We start from the raw sequence: 22,706 nt of genomic DNA, 5'->3' as shown, positions 1-22,706 counted from the left end.
TCCAGTGTATAGGGGATTCAGTCCGATTGATGATGAGGCGCGGCAAGTGACCTCCCGCAGAGAAGAAAGTTGTGAACACGTGACGTCCAACACGCACATGCAGGCCGAAGGATCGGTGGAAGCAGCTCCGGAGGAGTTGCTGGTCGAGGCCAAAGGGTCTTGTGCCCTGGTCACGCTGAACCGACCGCGCGCGCTTAACGCGCTCAACACCGCCATGCGCGCCAAGCTTTCCGAGGCGTTTCCGCGCTTTGCGCGTGAGGCCCAAACCTATTGCGTCGTCATCCAGTCGGCTGGTGATAGGGCGTTCTGTGCCGGCGGCGATGTGCGCGAGATCGTCGGCTGGGGACGAGACGACCGCGAGCGCGCTCGCCTCGCCTTCAAGGATGAATACGCGCTCAACTGGCTGCACGAGTGCTTCTCCAAGCCGACCATCTCGCTGATCGATGGCGCCGTGATGGGCTCGGGCGTCGGCATCACTTTGTTTGGCACCCATCGCGTTGCCGGCGAGCGTTACCGCTTCGCCATGCCCGAGACCGCCATCGGGCTCTTCCCTGATGTCGGCACCGCTTGGGCACTCTCGCGCATGCCCAATGCCATCGGCATGTACCTCGGGCTGACCGGCCGCACTATTGGGGCCGCCGATGCGTATGCGCTGGGATTGCTGACGCACTGCATCCCTGCCGCGCGCTTCGATGAGATCAAGACAGCACTTGCCGACACCTGGCCCGTCGACACCGTGCTCGATGATCGCCATGTCGATCCTGGACCTGGCGAACTGGCGCCATATGCTTCGCTTATTGAGAAGTGCTTCTCCGCGGACACCGTCGAAGAAATCATCGAACGGCTCTCTGCAGTGACGGGATCGCAAAATGAATGGGCGAATGCCGTCGTTACCGATCTTCTCTCGCGCTCGCCAACATCTCTGAAGATTACACACCGGCACATTCGCGATGCACGCACCCTCGATCTTCGCCAAACCTTATGCGTCGATTATCGCCTCGCCTGCCGCTTCCTCGATGCGCATGATTTTTACGAGGGTGTGCGCGCCGTTCTAATCGACAAGGACGGCCATCCGAAGTGGCATCCAGCGGCCATCTCTGATGTGACAGAGCAGATGGTGGACAATTATTTTGTGCCCATGGGCCCCGATGAGATGGTGCTGCCAACAAGGCCGGAAATGCAGGCTGCACGGGTATAATTTGGACGCGCGGTTCGCTGAATAAAGTGTTCCGCGCACCCCCGACTACTATTCTTTTACTATGACTATTTAGGTGACTTTTAGTTTTATGCCCTACCTGTTGGCATAACCCGGAAAAAACAAAATTCCCCGGGATCGGCGTCAAACAGTGTGAGGCTAGTTATGAGTGTTGCGCTCGATGTGGCGCGCCATCGTGCGCCAGTTCAGACAGACAGCTTCCGATCGGAATATTTGCAAGCACTGCGCCTCGTCGAAAGGCTGCACCGTTTGCTTCTCGACGTGATCAAGGACGAGTTCGATCGTCTTGGTGGCGCCGACCTCAACAGCGTACAGGCGCTGCTGCTTTACAACATCGGTGATAGCGAGCTGACCGCAGGTGAACTCAAGACGCGCGGTTACTACCTCGGCTCGAACGTCTCGTACAATCTGAAGAAGCTCGTCGACATGGGCTATCTTCACTACAAGCGTTCGGAAACCGATCGCCGCTCTGTCCGCGTCAGCTTGACCGAGAAGGGCAAGGAAGCATGCGAAGTCGTGCAGAAGCTCTACCAGCGCCAGCTCGGTTCTGTTGAGACCGTTGGCGAGGTCACGGAAGAGGACTTCCGCAACCTCAACAAGGCGCTCGTTCGACTTGAGCGCTTCTGGTCCGATCAGATTCGCTATCGCCTCTGATTGCTGCTTCGCAGCATAGCGACGAACTCAATGAGGAGCTGCGGTGTACCGCGGCTCCTCTTCGCATATTAAGCCCCTTTGGCTCTCCGCGCCGCGCATCGCTTGCCTTCCTCGCGGACCCCGGCTTACGTTCGCGCACGCGGGCCGCGAACGTCTCCAGATGCAGCGTGGTTGGACTTCGCAACGCCCACAAGACGATGACGCCGTTGTCATAAACGGGAGGGCTGTCGTGAGCTCGATGTGGGGGAAGCTGGCCGCTGCTGCGGCCGCAAGCGTGGGGCTGTTGGCGATTGCCGCCCCCGGAGTGGCGCAGGATTTTCTGCGCTTTGGCCCGGTAGGCGAGGGGCCCGGCGAATATAATAGAACCTACGACCGCAGCTTTGTTCGCGAGTGGCAATCGAACCCGCCCAAGGGCTATCCGACGCTGTCGAAAGCCAATCTCGCTCCAACGAAGGCTGCGATCGCCCATTACGAGGAAATCGTCGCCCGCGGCGGCTTCCCGTTGGTGCCCGACGTCGAACTCGAGCAGGGCTCGTCCGATCCGGCCGTCGCAATTTTGCGTCGCCGCCTGACGCGCTCTGGCGACCTCACCTCCGACACGAACTATCCCGAGCACTTTGGCACCGATCTCGACACGGCCGTGAAGCGCTTCCAGGCCTCGAACGGCCTCGCCCCGACGGGCGTCGTCGACAAGCGCACCATCGCCGCCCTCAATGTCCCCTCCGAGGTGCGCTTGGCTCAATTGAAGGCCAATCTCACTCGCCTCACTGACCTGACGAAGCTCGTCGGCAAGCGCTACGTGCTCGTCAATATCCCCGCCGCGCACATCGAGGCCGTGGAGAACAACGCCGTGGTGGCGCGGTACTCGGGCGTCGTCGGAAAACCCGACCGTCCCACTCCACTTTTGCGTTCGACGATCACCGACCTCGCCTTCAATCCGGTTTGGACGCTGCCGCCCACGGTCATCAAGGAGGACCTGATCCCCAAGGGCCGTGACATGCAGAAGTCGGGCGGCAACGTGCTCCTGAAGTTCGGTATTGACGCCTACCAGGGTGGCAAGAAGCTCAACCCGGAATCGATCGACTGGAGTTCCTCGCAGCCGTTTTCGCTTTCGTATCGGCAGGCCGCGGGAAAGGACAACCCGCTCGGCTTTCTGAAGATCAACTTTGCCAACTCGAGCTCTGTCTACATGCACGACAGCCCGAAGGAGTCCCTCTTCGGCCGTAATTTCCGAGCGGCCAGCTCAGGATGTGTGCGCGTGCAAAACATCGAGCAGCTCGCTGCATGGCTCCTCGCCGGACAAGGAACGCCTGAGCAGGTCGCGCAACTGAAAGAGAGCGGCGAGACTAAGTTTGTGCGCCTTCGCCGCCCCGTGCCGCTGTTTTTTGCTTACGTGACGGCCTGGGCGACACCTGACGGAGTTACGCAGTTTCGCCCGGATATTTACCTAAAGGACGGCGTAGGCGACGTCGCATCCGCGTATTAGATGTCGCGGTGCACCGTTGACCGGCATCAAGGCTTCGTGCTTGGAGATCGCTGAAATTCGCGTTGTCATCTTTAACGGTCGCGCGACAATAGACACGTTGCTCGCCGGGGATTGCCGGGCGATGATAACGAAAAATATGCCTAGGGGAGTGAAAGTCGCCTGATGGACTATGCAAAGCAGTTCAGGGATGCGCTCGACGCCATTCATCGTGAAGGCCGGTATCGCGTATTCGCCGATCTGAAGCGCCGCCGCGGCGACTACCCTGCAGCCGACCACTTCGTTGAGGCTGAAGCCGCGCGCCCCATCACAGTCTGGTGCTCTAACGACTATCTCGGCATGGGCCAGCATCCGGCTGTTCTCGCCGCCATGCACGAGGCCATCGATACGGTCGGCGCCGGCTCGGGCGGCACCCGCAACATTTCTGGCACCACGCACTATCACGTGCAGCTCGAAGCCGAGCTTGCTGACCTGCACGGCAAGGAAGCCGCGCTTCTGTTCACCTCGGCTTACGTCGCCAACGATTCTACGCTCGCCACCCTTGCCCAGCTCTTCCCTGGGGTCGTCATCTTCTCCGACGAGAAGAACCACGCCTCCATGATCGCCGGCATCCGCCACGGGCGCGGTCCCAAGCATATCTGGCGCCACAACGACATCGAGGACCTCGAAGCGCAGCTGAAGCAGTATGATCGCGCCACGCCGAAGATCATCGCCTTCGAGAGCGTCTACTCGATGGACGGCCACATCGCGCCCATCGGCGCGATCTGCGACCTCGCCGAGAAGTACGGCGCCATGACCTACCTCGACGAAGTCCACGCCGTCGGCCTTTATGGGCCCCGCGGCGGCGGCATCGCCGAACGCGATGGCGTCATGCACCGCGTTGACATCATCAATGGCACGCTCGCCAAGGGCTTCGGCGTCATGGGCGGCTACATCGCTGCCTCGCGCGATTGCTGCGATGCCATCCGCTCGTACGCCGCCGGCTTCATCTTCACCACCTCGCTGGCACCCGCCATCGCAGCAGGTGCCCTCGCCAGCATCCGCCACCTCAAGTCGAGCCAGATCGAGCGCGCACAGCTCCAGGAGCGTGCCGCCGAGGTCAAGGGCCGCCTCACCGACGCTGGCCTCCCGGTTATGCAGTCGCCGAGCCACATCGTGCCCGTCGCCATCGGCGATCCGGTGCACTGCAAGGCCGTAACGGACGCGCTCCTCGAGCACTACGCGATCTATGCCCAGCCCATTAATTATCCGACCGTGCCCCGAGGCACCGAGCGGATCCGGCTGACGCCTTCGCCGGTGCACAATGAAGCCCAGGTCGAGCAGCTCATCAGCGCGCTGACGGAGCTTTGGCAGGCTTGCCCGGTCGCCAAGGGCGAGTACGTGCGGTTGGCGGCCGAATAAGGCCGCCTGCGCGCTTCGGCGCACCCCGCAAAAACCGCTAGTTGGAAGCCGCAAGAAGCTGTACGGGTTGAGCCCGGCGCGGCGCCCTCCTACTATGGTAGGAGACTGCAGGCTGCCCGCCCGCCCGCATGCACCCATTCATCCGTCCGAGAAGCAAGGATAACACGAATGTTGAACGCCAAGGCCGAGCCCTCAAAGAGCGGATTTTTCTCCGCCACCCTGAGCGAGAGCGATCCTGAAATCGCCGATGCCATCAAGAACGAGCTTGGCCGGCAGCAGCATGAGATCGAGCTGATCGCCTCTGAGAACATCGTCTCCAAGGCCGTGCTCGAAGCCGCCGGCAGCGTCCTGACCAACAAGTACGCCGAAGGCTATCCCGGCAAGCGCTACTACGGTGGCTGCCAGTACGTCGACGTCGTCGAGCAGCTCGCTATCGACCGCGCCAAGAAGCTGTTTGGCTGCGGCTTCGCCAACGTGCAGCCGAACTCGGGCAGCCAGGCGAACCAGGGCGTGTTCAACGCGCTCGCACAGCCGGGCGACACCATCCTCGGCCTGAGCCTTGCGCACGGCGGCCATCTCACCCACGGCTCGCCTGTGAACCAGTCGGGCAAGTGGTTCAAGCCGGTGTCGTACATGGTGCGCCCCGACACGCACCGCATCGACATGGACGAGGTCTACAAGCTCGCCCTTGAGCACAAGCCGCGCATCATCATCGCCGGCGGCTCGGCCTATCCGCGCCACATCGAGTTCGCTGAGTTCCGCGCCATCGCCAACGAGATCGGCGCTTACCTCATGGTCGACATGGCCCACTTCGCCGGCCTGGTCGCCGGTGGCCAGCACCCGAGCCCGTTCCCGCATGCGCACGTTGTCACCACGACGACGCACAAAACCCTGCGCGGCCCGCGCGGCGGCATGATCCTCACCAACGACGAGGACATCGCCAAGAAGATCAACTCGGCGATCTTCCCTGGCATCCAGGGCGGCCCGCTGATGCATGCCATCGCTGGTAAGGCGGTTGCGTTCGGCGAGGCGCTGCGTCCCGACTTCAAGATCTACGCAAAGAACGTGATCGAGAACGCCAAGGCGATGGGCGAAGTGCTGGTGAACAACGGCTTTGCGCTCGTTTCCGGCGGCACCGACACGCACTTGATCCTGCTCGACCTGCGCCCCAAGAAGCTGACCGGAAACATCTCCGAGAAGGCTCTCGGCCGCGCCAACATCACCACGAACAAGAACGGCGTGCCGTTCGACCCGGAGAAGCCGATGGTGACCTCGGGCGTCCGCCTCGGCGCACCGGCCGGCACCACGCGCGGCTTCGGCGTCGCTGAGTTCCAGGAGATCGGCCGCATGATCTCCGAGGTTCTCGACGGCCTGGCAAAGAACGGCGAGGCCGGCAACGGCGCCGTCGAAGAGAAGGTGAAGGCTCAGGCCATCGCCCTCTGCGAGCGCTTCCCGATCTACTGAGATCGGCGCAATTAAAAAGGCCGGCTGCGGAAGAGATCCCGCAGCCGGCCTTTTTGCTTTTGGGATGACTTACGCAGCCTGGCGCTGCGCTGCCCCGCTCGCCCACCGGGCCGCCACTTCGGCGATGCGCTGACCGAACAATTCCGCTGTGTGCCGGTCGCTGCGCGGAGGCGTAACATCCGGACCCTGGTCGGCATTGGACTGCGTCATCAGGCCGAGGAACGCACCGAGTCGATTGTCGTCCTCGACCGAGCCACCGCTCGAATTGTTTCCGGGCAGCATCGTGTTGCCAGCCCAGATCATGCCGTGCTGCGCAGCAAAGACAGAGAACTGCTCCAGCGTCGACAGCTTGTCGCCCGACTGGCTGGCCGAGTTGGTAAAGCCGGCAGCGACTTTGTCCTTCCAGCCGCGCGCGTACCAGACCTTCGAGGACGCATCCATGAACTGCTTCATGACGGCGGACGCCGAGCCCATGTATGTCGGCGCGCCGAAGATGATCGCGTCGGCCTGGGCGAGTTCGGCCCACGGGCCGGCGTCGGGCGAGGACAGCTCGTCCGCCTTGATCAGCTTGACGGTTGCCCCGGGAACCGCCCCGGCTCCCTTGGCAACGTGCTCGGCGACGACGGCAGTGTGCCCGAAGCCTGAATGATAGACGATTGCAACTCTAGTCATGTCCCGTGCTCCAGTTGGTTGAAATCCCTGTGAGCGGGGATATATGCTAGGGGCACCACCAGTGAAGTACGCACCTTTTGGTAACTACCTGCGACGTGACGTATCCATGGTCAGCAAGCACGTGCTCACCCGCGGCCTTTTTGGGTCGCCAACCAATCCCGAACCGCCCCCGACGAACGTCTACGTCGAGGCGTGCCCTTCCCGTGCGATTCTGGAGCTCATCGCTGATAAGTGGACGCTGCTGATATTGCCCGCGCTGCGCGATGGCCGCATGCGCAACAGCGATCTCATGCGGCTGATTGGCGGAGTGTCACAGAAAATGCTCACGCAGACGCTGCGCGAGTTGGAGCGCAACGGCATCGTCAACCGCATCGATCATCACGAGGTGCCGCCTCGGGTCGAGTATGAATTGTCCCCGCTCGGCCGCTCATTGTCGGACCTCGTCCGCAGCCTTGGCTCGTGGGCAGAAGAGCATCTCGAGCAGGTAATCGCAGCGCGCGATGCGTTCGAGGCGCGTGAGAAGCAGAAGCCATGAGCGTGAAAGGCGAATCTGCCCCACAGCGATGTTTGGCAGGCCGTTTCAACTGCCTCGGAATTCGGCTACGAGTCGATACCGAAGCTGGCCGCAGCTACGAGCCTCAATAACAAAGACCAATAACCCTCAAGGAGTGTCGCGCCATGCGCTGCCCCTACTGCGCCGGCGAGAATACGCAGGTCAAAGACAGCCGCCCGACTGAGGAGAACGCCTCCATCCGCCGGCGCCGCGTCTGCCCCGATTGCGGTGGCCGATTCACCACCTTCGAGCGCGTGCAGCTGCGCGAACTCACCGTGGTCAAGCGCTCCGGCCGCAAGGTCGCGTTCGATCGCGACAAGCTGATGCGCTCCGTCGAGATCGCGCTGCGCAAGCGTCCTGTCGATAGCGACCGCGTCGAGCGCATGGTGTCAGGCCTCGTTCGCCAGCTCGAAAGTGCAGGCGAGAGCGAGGTCGCCTCGTCCACCATCGGCGGTCTTGTCATGGAGGCGTTGCGCGGCCTCGACCCCGTTGCATACGTGCGATTTGCCTCCGTCTATCGCGACTTCCGCGAGGCTGCCGACTTCCATGAGGTGCTCGGCGAAATCGCTGCCGAGCCGGTCGTCGGCGACCACGACACAACCCAGCACATCGCCTTCGAAACCTCCGTTGTGGAGACAGCTCGCCTCAAGAAGCATTGAGCAATGGGCGCGTCCGAGCCCAGCGGGTTTGACATCCAGATGATGCGCATCGCGCTCCGCCTTGCCGCGCGCGGCCTCGGTCGCACGGCTCCCAATCCCGCGGTCGGCGCCGTGATTGCCGATGAGCGCACCGGCGAGGTCATCGCCCGCGGCTGGACTGCGCCTGGCGGCCGCCCGCATGCAGAGCCTCAAGCCATAGCGCGCGCCGGGGAGCGCGCCCGTGGCGCCACGATCTACGTCACCTTGGAGCCCTGTTCGCACTATGGGGTCACGCCGCCGTGCGCCGACACGATCGTGTCGGCGGGCCTGGCGCGCGTCGTCTGCGGTATCGAGGATCCCGATCCGCGCGTCGCCGGCCGCGGCCTGGCGCGCCTGCGCCAGGCGGGTCTTGCCGTGCAGCGCAATGTGTTGGCAGACGCCGCGCACTGGGTGACGGCAGGACACATCCTCCGCGTCACGGAGCGCCGCCCGTTGGTAACGCTCAAGCTTGCCCTTGATGCCAAGGGCGCAGTCCCGCGCGGCGGTGAGGGCCAGCCGACATGGGTGACAGGGGAGGGCGCAAGATCGGCCGGACACCTGCTCCGCGCGCGTTCCGATGCCATCCTTGTCGGCCGCCGCACTGTGCTCGACGACGACCCGCTGCTCAACTGTCGACTGCCGGGGCTGGCTGCCAACTCGCCCATACGCATCGTCCTCGCGCGCTCGCTTGAAGGACTTGAGCGATCCAGGCTCGCAAGCACAGCGCGCGAAATGCCTCTGTGGGTCGTGTGCCCCGAAGGCTCGGACGCGTCAGCCTTGGCAGACAAGGGAGCAGCGATCATCCCCACCCGGCTGGTAGCAGGCGAGCTATGGCTCCCGGCCATCATGGAAGCTTTGGTCGCCAAGGGCGTGACGCGGCTTCTCGTTGAAGGTGGTCCAGCAACTTGGGCCGCCTTTTCCAACGCTGGCCTTGTCGACGAGGCCGTGATGTTCCACGCTCGCGGGCCTGACGGCGCCGAGCTGTCCCCCGCATGCGCTATAGCCGCCCTCGGCCGCTATATCTCCAGCGAAGGCTTCGACATTTACGATCGGCGAACGATCGGCGGTGACGATATGATCGCGTTCCGCCGGCCGTGGCATCGCGGCATCCGCCGCTAGACGGACAACGAAAGACGCTAAGGCAGGAAGGAAAGCCAGGGCATGTTCACCGGGATAGTCACCGACACTGGCGAGGTCATCGCGCGCGATGGAGGCCGCTTCACCATCCGCTCGCATTTTCCAGCCGACAGGCTCGAGGTTGGCGGCTCGATGGCGTGTAACGGATGCTGCTTGACCATGACGTCGATCGCCAGCGAGGGGACGGGAAGCGTCTTCACCGTCGACGTCTCCAACGAGACCTGCGGTAAGACGACGCTCGGCGGCTGGAAGCCCGGCGAGAAGATCAACCTCGAGCAGGCGTTGCGACTAGGTCAGGAGTTGGGCGGGCATCTTGTCACCGGCCACGTTGACGGCACCGCCCGCATCGTTGACATCGTGGCAGACGGGGAAAGCCAGCGCTTTTCCTTCGAGGTGCCCGAGCACCTTGCCCCTTACATCGCCCCGAAAGGCTCGGTCGCTCTTGACGGCGTTTCCTTGACTGTCAACGAGGTTTCCGATTGCCGCTTTGGCGTCAACCTCATTCCGCACACCTTGACGGTGACCACCTGGGGCGCGAAAACCCCCGGGCAGATGGTCAACCTGGAAGTTGACCTGTTCGCGCGCTATATCGCGCGGCTCCTGGAGTTTCGCCCGTGACGCACGAAGTTGGCAAATACGCCATCTCGGAAGGCCGTGGCTGCCTGTCGTCGATCCCTGAGATCCTCGAAGACATGCGCAATGGTCGGATGGTCATCCTCGTCGATGCCGAGGAGCGCGAGAACGAGGGCGACCTCGTCATCCCTGCGCAGATGGCAACGCCCGACGCTGTCAACTTCATGGCGCGGTATGGACGCGGTCTGATCTGCCTCACGCTGACGGGGGCACGCGCCAGCGAGCTTCAGCTCGCCGCCATGGTGGGCAACAACCGCTCGCGCAATCGCACCGCCTTCACGCAGTCGATCGAGGCGCGCGAGGGGATCTCTACCGGTATCTCCGCGGCCGATCGCGCACGCACGATCGCGACCGCCATCGACCCCACCAAGAGCGCCGACGACATCGTTTCGCCGGGCCACGTGTTTCCGCTCGTCGCCCGGGAAGGCGGCGTGCTGATCCGCGCTGGACACACTGAAGCGTCGGTCGATCTCGCACGCCTCGCCGGTCTTTATCCCGCTGCTGTCATCTGCGAGATCATGAACGACGACGGCACCATGGCGCGCCTGCCCGATCTCGTCACCTTCGCGCAACGGCACGGCCTGAAGATCGGTGCAATCGACGAGTTGATCGCCTACCGCCTGCGCAACGACCACATCGTGCGTCCTGTCGCCAAGACGAACATTGCGACGTCGGTCGGCCGCTTCGACATGCACGTCTACGAGACGACCGTCGAGCCCGCCGAGCATCTGGCGCTCGTCAAAGGTGATCTGACTGAGCCGGGTCCCGTTCTCGTGCGCGTCCACGCCGTCAATCTGCTCGGCGATGTCCTCGGCGTCGGCGAAGCCGGCGACACCTCGCAGATCACCAACTCTCTGCGCATGATCGAGCGCGAAGGGCGTGGCGTCGTCGTGCTCATCCGCGACCTGCGCCCCCGACTGATGTCGGAATGGATCGCCTCGCGCGTTCAGCCGAAGAAGCCGGCCGCGGGTGCGCAGGAACGCCGCCAGGTGGAGATCGGCATCGGCTCGCAGATCCTCACCGATCTTGGCGTTCGCGACATGATCCTCATGACCAATTCGCCAGCCCACGTCTACGTCGGCCTCGAAGGCTTCGGACTGCGCATCGTCGACACAAGAAAAATTGAGTAAGAGATGATCGTAAAGCCCGACAAGCCGCGCGCGCCGAAGTCCAGCAAAGGACCGATGAGTGCGCGCGTCCTCATCATCGAAGGCCGCTTCTACGAGGAGATCGGCAACGAGCTCATCGCCGGCGCTGAAGCCGCACTCGACGAGGCGGGCGTCGCCTACGATCGCATCACGGTGCCCGGCGCGCTGGAGATCCCCCAGGCGTTGCAGCAGGCGGTCGCGAGCGGGCTCATTCCTGGTCGCGCAGCGGGTGGCAAGTGGGATGGCGCTGTCGCGCTGGGGTGCGTGATCCGTGGCGAGACCTATCACTTCGAAATCGTCTGCAACAACGCCAACCACTGGCTCATGCAAATTGCGACCGAGCATTCCGTTCCCGTCGGCAACGGCATTCTAACAGTTGAGAACGAGGAGCAGGCCCTTGCCCGCGCCCGCGGCGGCATTAGCAGTAAGGGAGCCGACGCTGCGCGCGCTTGTCTGCGCCTAATCGAGCTACAGCGCGAGTTCGAGGGACAAAACGTATGACCACCGCGAGCAACGCGACGCCGATCCCGGGCAAGATTGCTCTCGCGCCGCGCACGGCGGCCCGCGTGGCGACCGTGCAAGGCCTCTATCAGATGGATCTCGCAGGCACGGATCTCAACGCGGTGATCGACGAGTTCGTGCGCCTGCGTTTCCCCAAGCTGCCTGGAGATGAGGCGGCGGCGGGTGCCGACCCGGCCTTCTTCGCCGAGCTGTTGCGCGGTGTCGTGCGCCGTCAGCGCGACATCGATCCGCTCGTCGACCAACAGCTCGCCGAGGGCTGGCGCCTCGTGCGCATCGACGCCATTGTGCGCGCCATCCTGCGTGCCGGTGTGTTCGAGCTGATGGAGCGCCCGGACGTTCCGCACCGCGTTGTCATCAACGAGTATATCAACGTCGCCCACTCGTTCTTCTCCGACGACGAGCCGAAAGTGGTCAACGGCGTGCTCGACAAACTGGCGCGCAAGCTGCGCCCGGCCGAGTTCAACCGCGATGCCGGAAAATGACCGGCAGCGCGCGGGGAGCTTGGGCGGCGAAGAGGCGTTGATCGCCGAGTTCTTCGCCCCGCTCAGCGACGGCTTTCCTGGTGCCTACGGTCTGAAAGACGATTGCGCAGCGATCGCTGTGCCGTCCGGGCATGAGTTGATCGTCACCACCGACGCCGTCATCGCCGGCGTGCACGTCTTGCCCGGCGATGAACCCGGCGGGATTGCGTGGAAGGCACTCGCCGTCAACGTTTCCGATCTCGTTGCCAAGGGCGCCGTGCCGCTCGGCTACGTGATGAACCTGGCGCTTCGCGACCTCGATCGGTCCTGGCTCGCCGCCTTCAGCGGCGGATTGCGAAACGCCCAGACCGCATTCGGCTGTCATCTCATCGGCGGAGATACTGACCGCACACCTGGGCCGCTCTCCGTGTCGATCACGGCATTTGGCACCGTACCATCCGGCGGCATGGTGCAGCGGACGACCGGGCGTGCTGGCGACATCGCCTTTGTCAGCGGCACCATCGGCGACGCCGCGCTCGGTCTCGCGCTCCGTCACGACCCGCAGCTAGCCAACCGCGCTGGGCTCGATGCCGAGGCGTGCGCTTATCTCGAAAACAGATTATCCCGCCCGCGGCCACCTCTGGCGCTTGGCCCCGCCCTGCGCGCCTGCGCATCCTCTGCCATGGATGTCTCCGACGGTCTGATGAAGGACTTTGACCGGCTTTGCCGGGCATCCGGCGTCGGCGGACGCCTGCAGGCAACGCTGATCCCCCTTTCGTCGCCAGCGCGAAAAGCCATCTCCACAGAGGAAACCGACCTTGCCGATCTAATGTCTGGTGGCGAGGACTATGAGGTACTCGCAACGGTAAGCCCGGCCAAGGTTGCCCAGTTCGAGGACCTGGCGCGCGCCGCCGGAATACCCGTGACCCGCATCGGGGTGGTAACAACAGGGCCAGCCGGTGCAGTCGCCATCGACCCAGCCGGCGAAATCATGTCGTTCGGTAAACTCGGCTGGGATCACTTTTTGGCACGCTGATGTGCCTTGAAACCGGCTCTGCGTGCGACCAAATCGCATCGCGACAAAGGCTATCGCGTGCACGAGACAAGCGGAGCACGCGCAACCGTCTTGGTTTGGCCATATCCTGGCGGCTATTGAGACGACAACGTTCAACGACGGAAGTGCGGTTGCCATAAGGGGTTGCGCCGCGGCGGCGGGACGACCGGTCTGTCGCAGACCGGGCAAAAGTGGGACGATTTCATGCTGGCATATCGCGCGCGGGCGCGACTCTACGGTTTGCATCTCTTCGCTCATTGCGCAGGGAAATGCGACGCAGTTGCTGCGGCCCTTTTGGTCGGTCTGCTGTTTGCTTTGCCCGCGCCAGCGCTTGCGCAACAAGCTCAGGCGAATTGGTGGGAGAGTCTCACGGGTTCCGGCACGCCTGACTACTCGGGCCGCCGTCAGGAGGACCGTGCGCGCGAACGCGCTGCGCGTCAGGCCGAACCACTCGACGATCTGCGTCCCGATGCGGTGCCGCTGCGCTCCGACGAGATGATCATCTCGATGGAGAAAGCCATCGCGCGTTATCAGGACATTGCCCAGCAAGGCGGTTGGCCCATCGTACCTGCCGGTCGCATGATGCGTGAGGGTGAGGACGATGACCGCGTTCCGATCCTGCGCAAAAGATTGATCGCCAGCGGCGACCTGCGTCCGCGCTCGCAGTACTACAATTCCTATACGTTCGACGAAGAGCTCGCCAATGCGGTGAGGAACTTCCAGCGTCGTCATGGCCTGCGCCCCACCGGACGCATTGAGCGTTCCACCTACCCTGCGCTCAACATGACTGTCGATGAGCGTATCAACCAGCTTCGCCTCAACATCGGCCGCATCCGCGAATTGATGTCGACGGCGATCGAGGAGAGGTATGTCCTCGTCAATGTGCCGGCATTCCAGCTCGAGGCGGTCGAGCGCTTCGAGGTGCAGCAACGTCATCGCGTAATTGTCGGCCGCACCGAGCGCCAATCGCCATCCGTGAAGGCCACCATCCGCGCCCTCAACTTTTTCCCGTATTGGCGCGTGCCCGATAGCGTGGCCCACCTTGATCTCATTCCGCGCCTGTTGAAGGAACCGGACTATCTGCAGAACGAGAAGATCCGCGTTCTCGATCCGGCCGGTTCGCGCGAGCTCGATCCGCAGACCGTCGATTGGCATTCGCCCGAAGCGCAACGCCTCAAGTTCCGCCAGGATCCTGGACCGCAGAACGCGCTCGGCCTCGTGCGCATCGATATGGCCAACGAGCACGGCGTCTACATGCACGACACGCCCATGAAGCAGCTCTTCGGCCAGCGCTCGCGCGCCTTCAGCGCCGGCTGCGTGCGTGTTGAGGGCGTATTCGATCTCGCCGACTGGATCGCTCACTACGAGCCTGGTTGGGAGCAGCCCGGCCGCGCCCAGCAAATTGTCGAGTCAGGCCAGGCCGTGGACGTAAATCTCACGCGCCCCATCCCGGTGTATTTCACCTACATCACGGCTTGGGCCGAGCGCGATGGCGAAGTCGAGTTCCGCCCAGACATTTACGGCCGCGACGGCGCCGTCGACCAGATCGCCGAAATGGACCGGGATCCGAGCGAGCCGGCCCCGGCTATCACCCTCGCGCCCTGACCGAAGCCGGCGCCAACGTTTCGCGATGCCCCCCGGCACCCTATATTGAGCGTGTCGGGGCATCACGGAGCTGAGGCGTGGGCTGGTCGATTAAGCTTTTCACATGGGGCGGCACCGCCGTCCGCATGCACCTGACGTTCCTGCTTCTCATCGCATGGATCGCCGCCGTGCAATGGCAACATGGCGGGGCGCACGGTGCCATTGCCGGTGTTCTTTTCATTCTCGTGCTGTTTGCCTGTGTGGTGCTGCACGAGTTCGGCCACATCTGGGCCGCCGCACGCTACGGCATCCGCACCCCTGACGTGACATTGCTGCCCATCGGCGGCGTCGCCTCGATGGAGCGCATGCCTGAAAAGCCGTCGCAGGAGATCGTCGTTGCGCTCGCCGGTCCTGCCGTCAACCTCGTTATCGCACTCGTGCTCATAGCAGCGCTCGGTTTGCGCCTCACGATCAATCAGATGTCCCTCGAGGCTCTGCAGTCGAGTTTCCTCGCGCAGGTCGCCATAGCGAACATCATATTGCTGGTCTTCAATCTCATTCCCGCCTTCCCGATGGATGGCGGCCGCGTGCTGCGCGCGCTTTTGGCGATGAAAATGGGCTTCCCGCGCGGGACCCGCGTGGCAGCCAGAATCGGTCAGGCCATGGCGATCGGCTTTGCCTTTCTCGGCTTCATGGGCAATCCGATGCTGATCCTCGTCGCGGCATTCATCTTCCTTGCGGCCTCCGGCGAGGCGGGCGACGTCGAGATGCGCGAGGTCATACGCGGGCGCCGCATCACTGACGCGATGATCACCCGCTTCGAGTCCATTGGTGTCGGTGGGACGGCGGACGACGCGGCAGCGAAACTGCTGCATACCACGCAGCACGAGTTTCCCGTTCTCGACGGCGGCGGCCACTTGCGCGGCTTCATCGACAGCAGGGCGATCATCGAGGCCTTGCGCGCAGGGGAGGGCGAGCGGCCAGTGCTGGAGATCATGGCCGCCGACGTGCCGACGCTGCACCTCGACGCCACGCTCGATCAGGCCGTCGACGCGATGCGCTCAACGGGTGCGCGCTTCATCGGTATCATCGATGCCGACGATCGCCTCGTCGGCTATCTGACGCCCGAGAACCTCAACGAGCTGATCATGATCGGCACCTCGCGAGAGCGGGCGCGCACCGACCGCCCGCTTCCCGATCCTTGATCGCGGGGGCACCGGCTCGATGACGCGCACCAATGCTCGTGACCATCGCTCTGTTATGCCGGATCGAGCGGTCGTGCCGAGGCGAGCCGATAAAACTCGGCTCGCGTTTCAGGTTCCGTCTTGAAGCAACCGAGCATGCGGCTGGTGATGGTAACGACACCCGGTTTCTTGATGCCGCGAGTCGTCATGCACTGGTGCGCCGCTTCGATGACGACCGCCACCCCGCGCGGCTTTAGAACGGTGTCGATCGCATCGGCAACCTGAGCCGTCAGCACTTCCTGAATCTGCAGCCGCTTGGCGTAGATCTCCACGAGCCGCGCGAGCTTGGAGATGCCGACCACGCGCCGCGAAGGGTAATAGGCAACGTGCGCACGCCCGATGATCGGCACGATGTGGTGCTCGCAATGGGATTCGAGGCGAATGTCGCGCAGCATCACGATCTCATCGTAGCCGGCGGCCTCCTCGAATGTCGTTCGCAGAATCTCGACGGGGTCTTCCCCGTAACCGGAGAAGAACTCTTCATACGCGCGCACCACGCGTCCCGGTGTTCCAAGCAGACCCTCGCGGTCAGGATCATCGCCCGCCCATTCGATCAGCGTGCGCACGGCGGCCTCGGCGCTCTCTCGCGTCGGCTTGGCCCGGTGGGGACGTGACGGGTTCGCTACGACGGCATCCATCGCCGATGACCTCCTGTTTTTGTTTTTCTTCAATGCAGCGTGGCGCGGGGGCGGATCGGGCGATCGACGCAAAAGAACAGTCTGAATGCGCCGGTGCCGGCAATGCGCGGCGACCGATGCACCAGTGCTTTCTCGGCCGTCTCGGATCCGCCCATGATCCCCACCGAAAATCGCGGCATCTGCTCCTGCGGGCCGGCATAGTCGTCCTGCAGGCTCAAGGCGTCCGCGGCATTTTCCGCGGGCACCCACACCGTTCCAGGCCCGACGTATGTCGAAACGAGGCGACCGAGCGTAACGTCGGCATGGAACTTCCGGCACGCATCATCGCGCACGGCCTCTATGCGCACTTCGACTTCGTTCGCTGACGTGGCGCTGGCGAACAGCGTGACGAGATGCGCCATGTCGTGGCTCAGTGCGGTAATGAGCTTTGCATCGCTCAACGGACTTGCAAGCAGGCATGCATTTAACTTTCGGCCAGCCTCTTCAGGCGTCGAAACGAAGCGGCCCGTGGGCAGCGCTTCGAATGCAAGAGCATCGAGCCGCCGCACCAAGTCCGGCGCGGGTTGGCGTTGCCAGAGGGCAAGCCGGCAGCCGGGCTCGCTCCAGCGGCGCAGCAGGCTCGGCAGATCGGACGCGTAGACGTGGGAGCTTATCGGCAGGCTGGCGCCGGCGAACTGGTAGCGTTTGAAGAGGGTGCTCATCAGGCCGCATCTCGTTGCCAGCGCGGGAATGGATCATCGAGGCGCAACCACGCTTTGGTGTCCACCTCGCCGGTCTCGGGCAACTTCATCAGGCACGCGTCGAGTTCTGTCCTGATGCGCGCCTCATCCATCTCGCCAGTGCCGATAAATACCAGCTCTTGTCGCCGGTCGCCCCACTGCGCGTGCCAGCCCTTCTTGATGCGCGCTACGAGCGCATCGTCATCAGGCCAGTTCTTCTTCGGCACGGCGGCCCACCAGTAACCCATGGCTTCTGTCCGCACGAGCGGGCCTGCCTGGGACATCTCGCCGACGAAGGCTGGGCGGGATGCGAGCCAGAAGAAACCTTTCGCGCGCACAACGCCCGGCCAGGATTTGCCGAAGAACGCGTGCAGCTTTGCCGGCTCGAACGGACCACGAGCTCGATAAACGAAGCTCGATATACCGTACTCCTCGGTCTCCGGCTGATGCTCCTTGAAGCCGTTCAGCTCCTTGAACCACGTCGGGTGCTGATGCGCAGCGTCGAACGAGAAGAGGCCCGTATCCAGGATATCGCCGAGCGCCACCTTCCCGTGGTTCGTTTCGATGATCCGTGCATCGGCGTTGAGCGCCCGCACGATCGATTTTGCTAGCTCGACTTCGCGAGGCGCGGCGACGTCTGTCTTGTTCAGCACAACCACATCGGCAAACTCGATCTGCTCGACGAGCAGCCCGACCAGCGAGCGCTCATCTTCTTCGCCGGCGACCTCGCCGCGGTCTTTCAAAAAGTCTTGCGAGGAATAATCGCGCAGAAGGTTCGCCGCATCGACGACCGTCACCATGGTGTCGAGCCGCGCAATATCTGAAAGGCTCTTACCCTCCTCATCGCGGAACTCGAATGTCGCCGCCACCGGCAGCGGCTCGGCGATACCCGTCGACTCGATCAGCAAATAGTCGTAGCGCCCATCCCTCGCCAGCCGATCAACTTCCTTCAGCAGGTCATCGCGCAGCGTGCAGCAAATGCATCCGTTCGACATCTCAACCAGCGTTTCCTCGGTGCGCGACAGGTTCGCGCCACCGCCCATGACGAGGTCGGCGTCGATGTTCACCTCGCTCATGTCGTTGACGATCACCGCCACTTTCCGTCCCTCGCGGTTGTTGAGGACGTGATTGAGCAGTGTCGTCTTGCCGGCGCCGAGAAAGCCGGAAAGCACTGTCACGGGCAGGCGCCCGTCGGGCTCCTGCGATGCGGTCTGAAGGTGGGCGCTGAGATCGCGATCCATGGCTGGGGTTCTCCTTGGCTGAGTCGATCCATATCGGATGTTATAACATCCGTAAAGTGCCAGAGAGACTGTCCCGGGAAGCTGTTGGTCTTAGATGGGAACACCTGTCGCACAGGCTGGCTTTATCGACCCGTCATAAGCAATGGCTGGGTCGCGCTGCAGGCGGCCCGCGGCGCAAGTAATTGGCTAAATAAACAGGCGTAACGTCCGATGCGCGGACGGGCAGCCGGAGCCGCCCGTAATCCGAAGCCTATTTGCTCGCCGCCGAGGGGATGCTGAGCTGCCGCGCTACCTCTTGCGTCAGATAGATGCCGTTGCCCCACGTGCGTGCGTAAAGCAGATAGCCGTGCGCGCTGAGCACGCTCGATATCGAATCGCCGGCTTCGCTGCCAGCACTGACGAACTCCGCGCAGATAACCATCGGGCGCGTCGCGAAGTCGTACGATCGCAGGATCTCGGTATCTAGCCCTTCGACATCGATGCTGAGAAAATCGGGAAAGCGCCCGTTGCAGTAGCGTTCGATGATCTCCCCCAGGCTGCAGACCTCGATATCGAGCACATCCTGGATGCGGAACTGGGGGTACGCCTCGACGAACGCACGCGCCGACTCCTCTGAGAACGAGTTCCGGCCGCTCGTTCTGTCGATGCGATAGTACTTCATATGGCCGCTACGGCTTGCCGCGCCGACGTTGACCACGAGGTCCTCGGGACGCGCGGCGCGGTAAGGAGCGATCAAGTCAGGGTTGGCCTCGATGACCACGCCGCGGCTGCCGGCCATATAGAAGAACGCCGTGTTGCTGCAGTGGAGCGGATGATGCCCGCCGATATCGAGGTAGCTGGGGCGCTCCACGCCCAGCAGCTTGAAGACGTTCGCGGCGATGAGATCCTCGCCACATTGCGCGTAGCTTGTGGCGCCGAAGACTTGATCCTGATGTCCTCGATAGACTGGGCTTACCGACTCCAGCACATTATCGATAAGCCGCTTTGCGCGTGCAGTGCCCCGGGCAACTAGGCGCGCGCGATCAATCGTTGCAACCAAGGTGGTCAACCTCCCTCAGTTTGTGACACCCCGGCCAGAAATGTCGCGCGACGCAAAAGTGTCGCCACCTGCCGGAGCCTTGCAGAATGCAGCCGCAAGCGTGACACCGCGGTCCCGGGGCAACAAGGCGGACGCGCAATTCAGCTTTGGATAAGTGACTGAATATTCCAGCGCGCAGCGCCACCGCCAGCCTCGTCAGACGGTCGTTGACACGCGAATTTAATCTGCCCATTATTTAGGCATGAGCATGCTCGCATACCATCTGAAGCTCCCCCAAGAGGGTCGAGAAGCCGCAGGCTCGTAGCCCGGCCTGAGCGCGCCTCCGCGCGCGAGAAGCCGGGACCTTCATCTCCTTTTTTCCGAACTTTCAAGAGCACGGATCGTGCGGGGTGACGCGTGCGCCACGCGTCATTCGTGCGCTGACTCATGCTCTGAGGACGTCATGAACTTTCATCCTCCAACCAACTCGCTACCTCGCATCACACTTGGCGTGTCAGAAGAGCGCCGGTTGAGCGCGCTCGCGACCGCAGCTGCGCTTGCTGGCCGTGCTGAATCGGTTGCCCGCATCCTGCTGGCCGAAATCGAACGCGCCGATATCGTGCGCGACGATGATCTCCCTTCCGACGTTGTGCGCATGCATTCGTGGGTCGAGTTTGAGATCGACGAACGCAACCGGCGCTGTGTGCAACTCGTCTATCCCGGCGAAGCAAACATCGAGCAGAACAGGGTTTCCATCCTGACGCCGATCGGCGCTGCACTCATCGGCCTGTCTACAGGGCAGACGATACCGTTGCTCGGTCACGATGACCGCCCGCACCGGCTCACCCCACTCAAGGTCATGCGCCATCCGCCGAACGTCGCCAGCGACGAGCGGTCGGCTGACGCTGAATAAAATCTCACATTGGACTTGCGACGACAGTGATGCACATCGACGAAAAACTTACCCCCATTCTGGCAGAGGTCCTCCATCGGAATGCCGGCGAAGACGAATTCCACCAGGCAGTAAAGGAGGTACTGGGCAGCCTCGGTCGCGTGGTGGCTAAGCACCCGCGTTATGCCAACGGAGCTCTGATCGAGCGGCTTTGCGAGCCAGAGCGGCAAGTCATCTTTCGCGTCCCATGGGTCGATGACCAAGGGCAGGTCCGGATTAACCGCGGCTTCCGCGTTCAATTCAACTCGGCGCTTGGCCCCTACAAGGGCGGTTTGCGTTTCCATCCCTCGGTCAACGTCGGCATCATCAAATTCCTCGGCTTTGAACAGACCTTCAAGAATGCGTTGACCGGTATGCCCATCGGCGGCGGCAAGGGCGGATCCGACTTCAATCCGCGCGGTCGCTCCGACGGCGAGATCATGCGCTTCTGCCAGTCTTTCATGACCGAGCTGCATCGCCACCTCGGTGAGAACGTCGACGTGCCTGCTGGCGATATCGGCGTCGGCGGCCGCGAGATCGGTTACATGTTCGGGCAATACAAGCGTCTGACCAACCGCTACGAGGCCGGCGTCCTGACCGGCAAGGGATTGACCTATGGCGGATCGCGAGCACGCACCGAGGCGACCGGATACGGCGCTACGTACTTCGTCGAGAGCATGCTTGGCACCAAGGGCCAATCGTTTGACGGGCGCAGAGTATCGGTCTCGGGATCGGGTAACGTCGCCATCTACGCCATCGAGAAGATCGCCGAGTTCGGCGGCAAGGTCGTCGCTTGCTCCGATTCCAACGGCTACATCGTCGACGACGCCGGTATCGATCTGGCGCTCGTCAAGGCGCGACGACCGTGCTTATCTTTGATGCGTCGGGACCAAGTCGAGCAAGCCTTTACCTGACAGTGGTAACGAGACCTCGATTGACTAATGAATCCTCCTCGAGCTTCGCCAAGACAGCTTGAATCGCCCTAGAAGTTGATCAGCGCGCCGGTCGAGACGTAACGGAAGTCGTCAATGTCCCCGATGGAGGCGCCGTCTATGTCGGCGTGATGCTCGCGATATTTGATCCAAAGAGACATCGACGCAGCGTCGACTTCCTGCACAAAACCAAACCCAAACCGCTCGAACTCACTCGATGTGGCGCCCGCTGCTAATGCCGTGGGCGATAGTTGATCGATGTAGGCGCCGTACTCGCCGTAAATGACGGTTGAGCCGAGGGGCGACCATTGACGACGGATGCCGCCCTTCAGGTACCATTGGTGGGAGTTGGGCTCGGTGAATCCTGCCAGTGTGCGCTCGCCGTGATTGTCTTCTGAGCCATAGGCGGCATGAAGAAACAGACCGGTGGCGAGGTGTTGTGCGTAGCCTCCCGCTTGAAAATATTCCGAATTCTTGCGCACCGAAACTGGCGGCGGCTGCGTATTCACGTCAGTGTTAACCGAGTAGCCGATCCCGAACGCAAGTTTGAAGCCGCTGACCTGACCGGCGTAGCGGGCTGCGATCTCCCAGTCGTCGTCTTCGCCCCAACTCGCCGATGTCGAGAAGCCTGCGAAAGTCGGGCTGTCATAACGTATCCCGTTCATAACGATGCCGTCGCAGTCTCCACCCCACGGCCTCTGTTGAGCGTAGCAGTAGCCGAAATCACCCCAACGCAGATTTGTCAGCGCACCGTTCGAGCGCAGAAAGAATGCCCCACCATCGAACAGTACGTAGTTGGCGATGACCTGCGTACCAGAAAGGTCGGTGAACATGGCGGCGCTCTTCGCGGCGAGCGCATTCTTCCCCAAGCTGAGCTTGCCCAGTTGCTTGCTGGCGACGTACCAGTTCGCCATCTGCACGTTGAGGCCCTGGTTCGTGCTCGGTACGTTTTGGCTGGACCCCATAGGGTTGTCGGTGAGATCCTGGATGCGGATCATGTAGCCCGCCGTCAGTCCTGGTGAGCTCGATGCCTCTCCGGTGACGCGGAAGTTGGTCGCCTGCGTTGGACCGATATCCGAGATATAGGCGTTGCTCTCGACGCCGTCGTTCCAGAACATGATCTGCTTTGTGACGTAGCCGGTAATGGTCATTGACACCTTGCGGTTGCCTTTGCGCGCCGTTGTCGCCTCCAGCTGGACGATGCGTTGTTCAAGGTCAGCGCAGCAATCGCCGCCAAGATCTGCCGCTCCGGCGCGCTCAGCAAGAAAGAGGCACGCACTGACGAAGGCGACGCGAAAAGCTACTTCTGCTCTGCTCATGACGC

General features: G+C 62.7%; 22 protein-coding genes and 1 pseudogene. 17 read left to right on the top strand and 6 right to left on the bottom strand.

The window, feature by feature from the left end; translation table 11 throughout:
* The first annotated feature begins 79 nt into the window (after nucleotides 1-79).
* The 5 genes from NDB2M4_RS13475 to glyA all read left to right on the top strand — a co-directional run bounded on the left by NDB2M4_RS13475 (nucleotide 80) and on the right by glyA (nucleotide 6,218).
* Nucleotides 80-1,198 carry an enoyl-CoA hydratase/isomerase family protein gene (locus tag NDB2M4_RS13475; protein WP_244536174.1) on the top strand — a complete coding sequence of 373 codons (1,119 nt, stop codon included), beginning with the start codon at nucleotides 80-82 and terminating at the stop codon, nucleotides 1,196-1,198.
* Between the two features lie 162 nt (nucleotides 1,199-1,360).
* Nucleotides 1,361-1,870, top strand: a complete 510-nt coding sequence (locus NDB2M4_RS13470; RefSeq protein ID WP_072375971.1) for a transcriptional regulator LdtR — start codon at nucleotides 1,361-1,363, stop codon at nucleotides 1,868-1,870.
* 238 nt (nucleotides 1,871-2,108) lie between these two features.
* Nucleotides 2,109-3,356, top strand: coding sequence for a L,D-transpeptidase family protein (locus tag NDB2M4_RS13465; RefSeq protein ID WP_072375969.1), 1,248 nt, complete (start codon nucleotides 2,109-2,111; stop codon nucleotides 3,354-3,356).
* 162 nt (nucleotides 3,357-3,518) lie between these two features.
* The gene (gene hemA, locus NDB2M4_RS13460; RefSeq protein WP_072375967.1) at nucleotides 3,519-4,754 is read left to right on the top strand and encodes a 5-aminolevulinate synthase; all 1,236 of its coding nucleotides are present in this window, start codon (nucleotides 3,519-3,521) and stop codon (nucleotides 4,752-4,754) included.
* A 168-nt stretch (nucleotides 4,755-4,922) separates the two neighbouring features.
* On the top strand, nucleotides 4,923-6,218 hold the full coding sequence (gene glyA / locus NDB2M4_RS13455; RefSeq protein WP_072375965.1) for a serine hydroxymethyltransferase: 1,296 nt from the start codon (nucleotides 4,923-4,925) through the stop codon (nucleotides 6,216-6,218).
* 69 nt (nucleotides 6,219-6,287) lie between these two features.
* Here glyA and NDB2M4_RS13450 read toward each other — a convergent pair whose 3' ends face one another.
* On the bottom strand, nucleotides 6,288-6,890 hold the full coding sequence (locus NDB2M4_RS13450; RefSeq protein WP_072375963.1) for a flavodoxin family protein: 603 nt from the start codon (nucleotides 6,888-6,890) through the stop codon (nucleotides 6,288-6,290).
* Nucleotides 6,891-6,951: 61 nt separating this feature from the next.
* Between NDB2M4_RS13450 and NDB2M4_RS13445 the strand changes: the two genes are divergently transcribed.
* The 10 genes from NDB2M4_RS13445 to NDB2M4_RS13400 all read left to right on the top strand — a co-directional run bounded on the left by NDB2M4_RS13445 (nucleotide 6,952) and on the right by NDB2M4_RS13400 (nucleotide 15,864).
* On the top strand, nucleotides 6,952-7,425 hold the full coding sequence (locus NDB2M4_RS13445) for a winged helix-turn-helix transcriptional regulator (RefSeq protein WP_244536173.1): 474 nt from the start codon (nucleotides 6,952-6,954) through the stop codon (nucleotides 7,423-7,425).
* Nucleotides 7,426-7,568: 143 nt separating this feature from the next.
* A complete protein-coding gene (gene nrdR / locus NDB2M4_RS13440; protein WP_072375961.1) occupies nucleotides 7,569-8,102 on the top strand; it encodes a transcriptional regulator NrdR in 534 nt (177 codons plus the stop codon).
* 3 nt (nucleotides 8,103-8,105) lie between these two features.
* On the top strand, nucleotides 8,106-9,239 hold the full coding sequence (gene ribD, locus NDB2M4_RS13435; protein ID WP_072375959.1) for a bifunctional diaminohydroxyphosphoribosylaminopyrimidine deaminase/5-amino-6-(5-phosphoribosylamino)uracil reductase RibD: 1,134 nt from the start codon (nucleotides 8,106-8,108) through the stop codon (nucleotides 9,237-9,239).
* 42 nt (nucleotides 9,240-9,281) lie between these two features.
* Entirely contained in the window at nucleotides 9,282-9,875 is a 594-nt protein-coding gene (locus NDB2M4_RS13430) for a riboflavin synthase (RefSeq protein WP_072375957.1), read from the top strand.
* On the top strand, nucleotides 9,872-11,020 hold the full coding sequence (gene ribB / locus NDB2M4_RS13425; RefSeq protein ID WP_072375955.1) for a 3,4-dihydroxy-2-butanone-4-phosphate synthase: 1,149 nt from the start codon (nucleotides 9,872-9,874) through the stop codon (nucleotides 11,018-11,020). Before NDB2M4_RS13430 ends, ribB begins: the two co-directional genes overlap by 4 nt.
* A gap of 54 nt (nucleotides 11,021-11,074) precedes the next feature.
* A complete protein-coding gene (ribH, locus tag NDB2M4_RS13420) occupies nucleotides 11,075-11,539 on the top strand; it encodes a 6,7-dimethyl-8-ribityllumazine synthase (RefSeq protein ID WP_072376337.1) in 465 nt (154 codons plus the stop codon).
* Entirely contained in the window at nucleotides 11,536-12,042 is a 507-nt protein-coding gene (gene nusB / locus NDB2M4_RS13415) for a transcription antitermination factor NusB (protein WP_072375954.1), read from the top strand. The genes ribH and nusB overlap by 4 nt, the downstream gene beginning before the upstream one ends.
* Nucleotides 12,029-13,057, top strand: coding sequence for a thiamine-phosphate kinase (gene thiL / locus NDB2M4_RS13410; protein ID WP_072375952.1), 1,029 nt, complete (start codon nucleotides 12,029-12,031; stop codon nucleotides 13,055-13,057). Before nusB ends, thiL begins: the two co-directional genes overlap by 14 nt.
* 222 nt (nucleotides 13,058-13,279) lie before the next feature.
* On the top strand, nucleotides 13,280-14,680 hold the full coding sequence (locus NDB2M4_RS13405) for a L,D-transpeptidase family protein (RefSeq protein ID WP_083556386.1): 1,401 nt from the start codon (nucleotides 13,280-13,282) through the stop codon (nucleotides 14,678-14,680).
* Nucleotides 14,681-14,757: 77 nt separating this feature from the next.
* Complete coding sequence (locus NDB2M4_RS13400; protein ID WP_072375948.1) at nucleotides 14,758-15,864, top strand: site-2 protease family protein; 1,107 nt, start codon at nucleotides 14,758-14,760, stop codon at nucleotides 15,862-15,864.
* Between the two features lie 53 nt (nucleotides 15,865-15,917).
* On the opposite strand, the gene folE is transcribed toward NDB2M4_RS13400, so the two are convergent.
* From folE to NDB2M4_RS13380, 4 genes are all read right to left on the bottom strand, one after another.
* Nucleotides 15,918-16,541, bottom strand: a complete 624-nt coding sequence (gene folE / locus NDB2M4_RS13395) for a GTP cyclohydrolase I FolE (protein WP_083556340.1) — start codon at nucleotides 16,539-16,541, stop codon at nucleotides 15,918-15,920.
* Between the two features lie 29 nt (nucleotides 16,542-16,570).
* Nucleotides 16,571-17,242 carry a DUF1826 domain-containing protein gene (locus NDB2M4_RS13390; RefSeq protein WP_072375944.1) on the bottom strand — a complete coding sequence of 224 codons (672 nt, stop codon included), beginning with the start codon at nucleotides 17,240-17,242 and terminating at the stop codon, nucleotides 16,571-16,573.
* A complete protein-coding gene (zigA, locus tag NDB2M4_RS13385) occupies nucleotides 17,242-18,501 on the bottom strand; it encodes a zinc metallochaperone GTPase ZigA (RefSeq protein WP_072375942.1) in 1,260 nt (419 codons plus the stop codon). The genes NDB2M4_RS13390 and zigA overlap by 1 nt, the downstream gene beginning before the upstream one ends.
* A 250-nt stretch (nucleotides 18,502-18,751) precedes the next feature.
* Nucleotides 18,752-19,540 carry an FkbM family methyltransferase gene (locus NDB2M4_RS13380; protein ID WP_171988103.1) on the bottom strand — a complete coding sequence of 263 codons (789 nt, stop codon included), beginning with the start codon at nucleotides 19,538-19,540 and terminating at the stop codon, nucleotides 18,752-18,754.
* A gap of 442 nt (nucleotides 19,541-19,982) precedes the next feature.
* Here NDB2M4_RS13380 and rnk point away from each other — a divergent pair, with 442 nt between their 5' ends.
* Nucleotides 19,983-20,432, top strand: a complete 450-nt coding sequence (gene rnk / locus NDB2M4_RS13375) for a nucleoside diphosphate kinase regulator (RefSeq protein ID WP_072375939.1) — start codon at nucleotides 19,983-19,985, stop codon at nucleotides 20,430-20,432.
* Between the two features lie 29 nt (nucleotides 20,433-20,461).
* Nucleotides 20,462-21,304 (top strand): annotated as a pseudogene (locus NDB2M4_RS13370) (Glu/Leu/Phe/Val dehydrogenase dimerization domain-containing protein); the annotation flags it as partial.
* A gap of 128 nt (nucleotides 21,305-21,432) precedes the next feature.
* Here NDB2M4_RS13370 and NDB2M4_RS13365 read toward each other — a convergent pair.
* Entirely contained in the window at nucleotides 21,433-22,701 is a 1,269-nt protein-coding gene (locus NDB2M4_RS13365) for a porin (protein ID WP_072375937.1), read from the bottom strand.
* Nucleotides 22,702-22,706: the final 5 nt, after the last annotated feature.

Origin of the sequence: Hyphomicrobium sp. NDB2Meth4 (assembly GCF_900117445.1) — a bacterium.
Taxonomy (GTDB): domain Bacteria; phylum Pseudomonadota; class Alphaproteobacteria; order Rhizobiales; family Hyphomicrobiaceae; genus Hyphomicrobium_A.
This window is presented reverse-complemented; position numbering and strand designations above follow the sequence as displayed.

Coding starts and splice junctions, on each gene's coding strand:
- NDB2M4_RS13405 (WP_083556386.1), top strand. CDS start 13,280: ATGCTGGCATATCGCGCGCGGGCGCGACTCTACGGTTTGCATCTCTTC.
- ribH (WP_072376337.1), top strand. CDS start 11,075: ATGAGTGCGCGCGTCCTCATCATCGAAGGCCGCTTCTACGAGGAGATC.
- folE (WP_083556340.1), bottom strand. CDS start 16,541: ATGGATGCCGTCGTAGCGAACCCGTCACGTCCCCACCGGGCCAAGCCG.
- glyA (WP_072375965.1), top strand. CDS start 4,923: ATGTTGAACGCCAAGGCCGAGCCCTCAAAGAGCGGATTTTTCTCCGCC.
- zigA (WP_072375942.1), bottom strand. CDS start 18,501: ATGGATCGCGATCTCAGCGCCCACCTTCAGACCGCATCGCAGGAGCCC.
- NDB2M4_RS13390 (WP_072375944.1), bottom strand. CDS start 17,242: ATGAGCACCCTCTTCAAACGCTACCAGTTCGCCGGCGCCAGCCTGCCG.
- NDB2M4_RS13450 (WP_072375963.1), bottom strand. CDS start 6,890: ATGACTAGAGTTGCAATCGTCTATCATTCAGGCTTCGGGCACACTGCC.
- hemA (WP_072375967.1), top strand. CDS start 3,519: ATGGACTATGCAAAGCAGTTCAGGGATGCGCTCGACGCCATTCATCGT.
- rnk (WP_072375939.1), top strand. CDS start 19,983: ATGAACTTTCATCCTCCAACCAACTCGCTACCTCGCATCACACTTGGC.
- thiL (WP_072375952.1), top strand. CDS start 12,029: ATGCCGGAAAATGACCGGCAGCGCGCGGGGAGCTTGGGCGGCGAAGAG.
- NDB2M4_RS13465 (WP_072375969.1), top strand. CDS start 2,109: ATGTGGGGGAAGCTGGCCGCTGCTGCGGCCGCAAGCGTGGGGCTGTTG.
- NDB2M4_RS13470 (WP_072375971.1), top strand. CDS start 1,361: ATGAGTGTTGCGCTCGATGTGGCGCGCCATCGTGCGCCAGTTCAGACA.
- nrdR (WP_072375961.1), top strand. CDS start 7,569: ATGCGCTGCCCCTACTGCGCCGGCGAGAATACGCAGGTCAAAGACAGC.
- NDB2M4_RS13365 (WP_072375937.1), bottom strand. CDS start 22,701: ATGAGCAGAGCAGAAGTAGCTTTTCGCGTCGCCTTCGTCAGTGCGTGC.
- NDB2M4_RS13430 (WP_072375957.1), top strand. CDS start 9,282: ATGTTCACCGGGATAGTCACCGACACTGGCGAGGTCATCGCGCGCGAT.
- ribD (WP_072375959.1), top strand. CDS start 8,106: ATGGGCGCGTCCGAGCCCAGCGGGTTTGACATCCAGATGATGCGCATC.
- nusB (WP_072375954.1), top strand. CDS start 11,536: ATGACCACCGCGAGCAACGCGACGCCGATCCCGGGCAAGATTGCTCTC.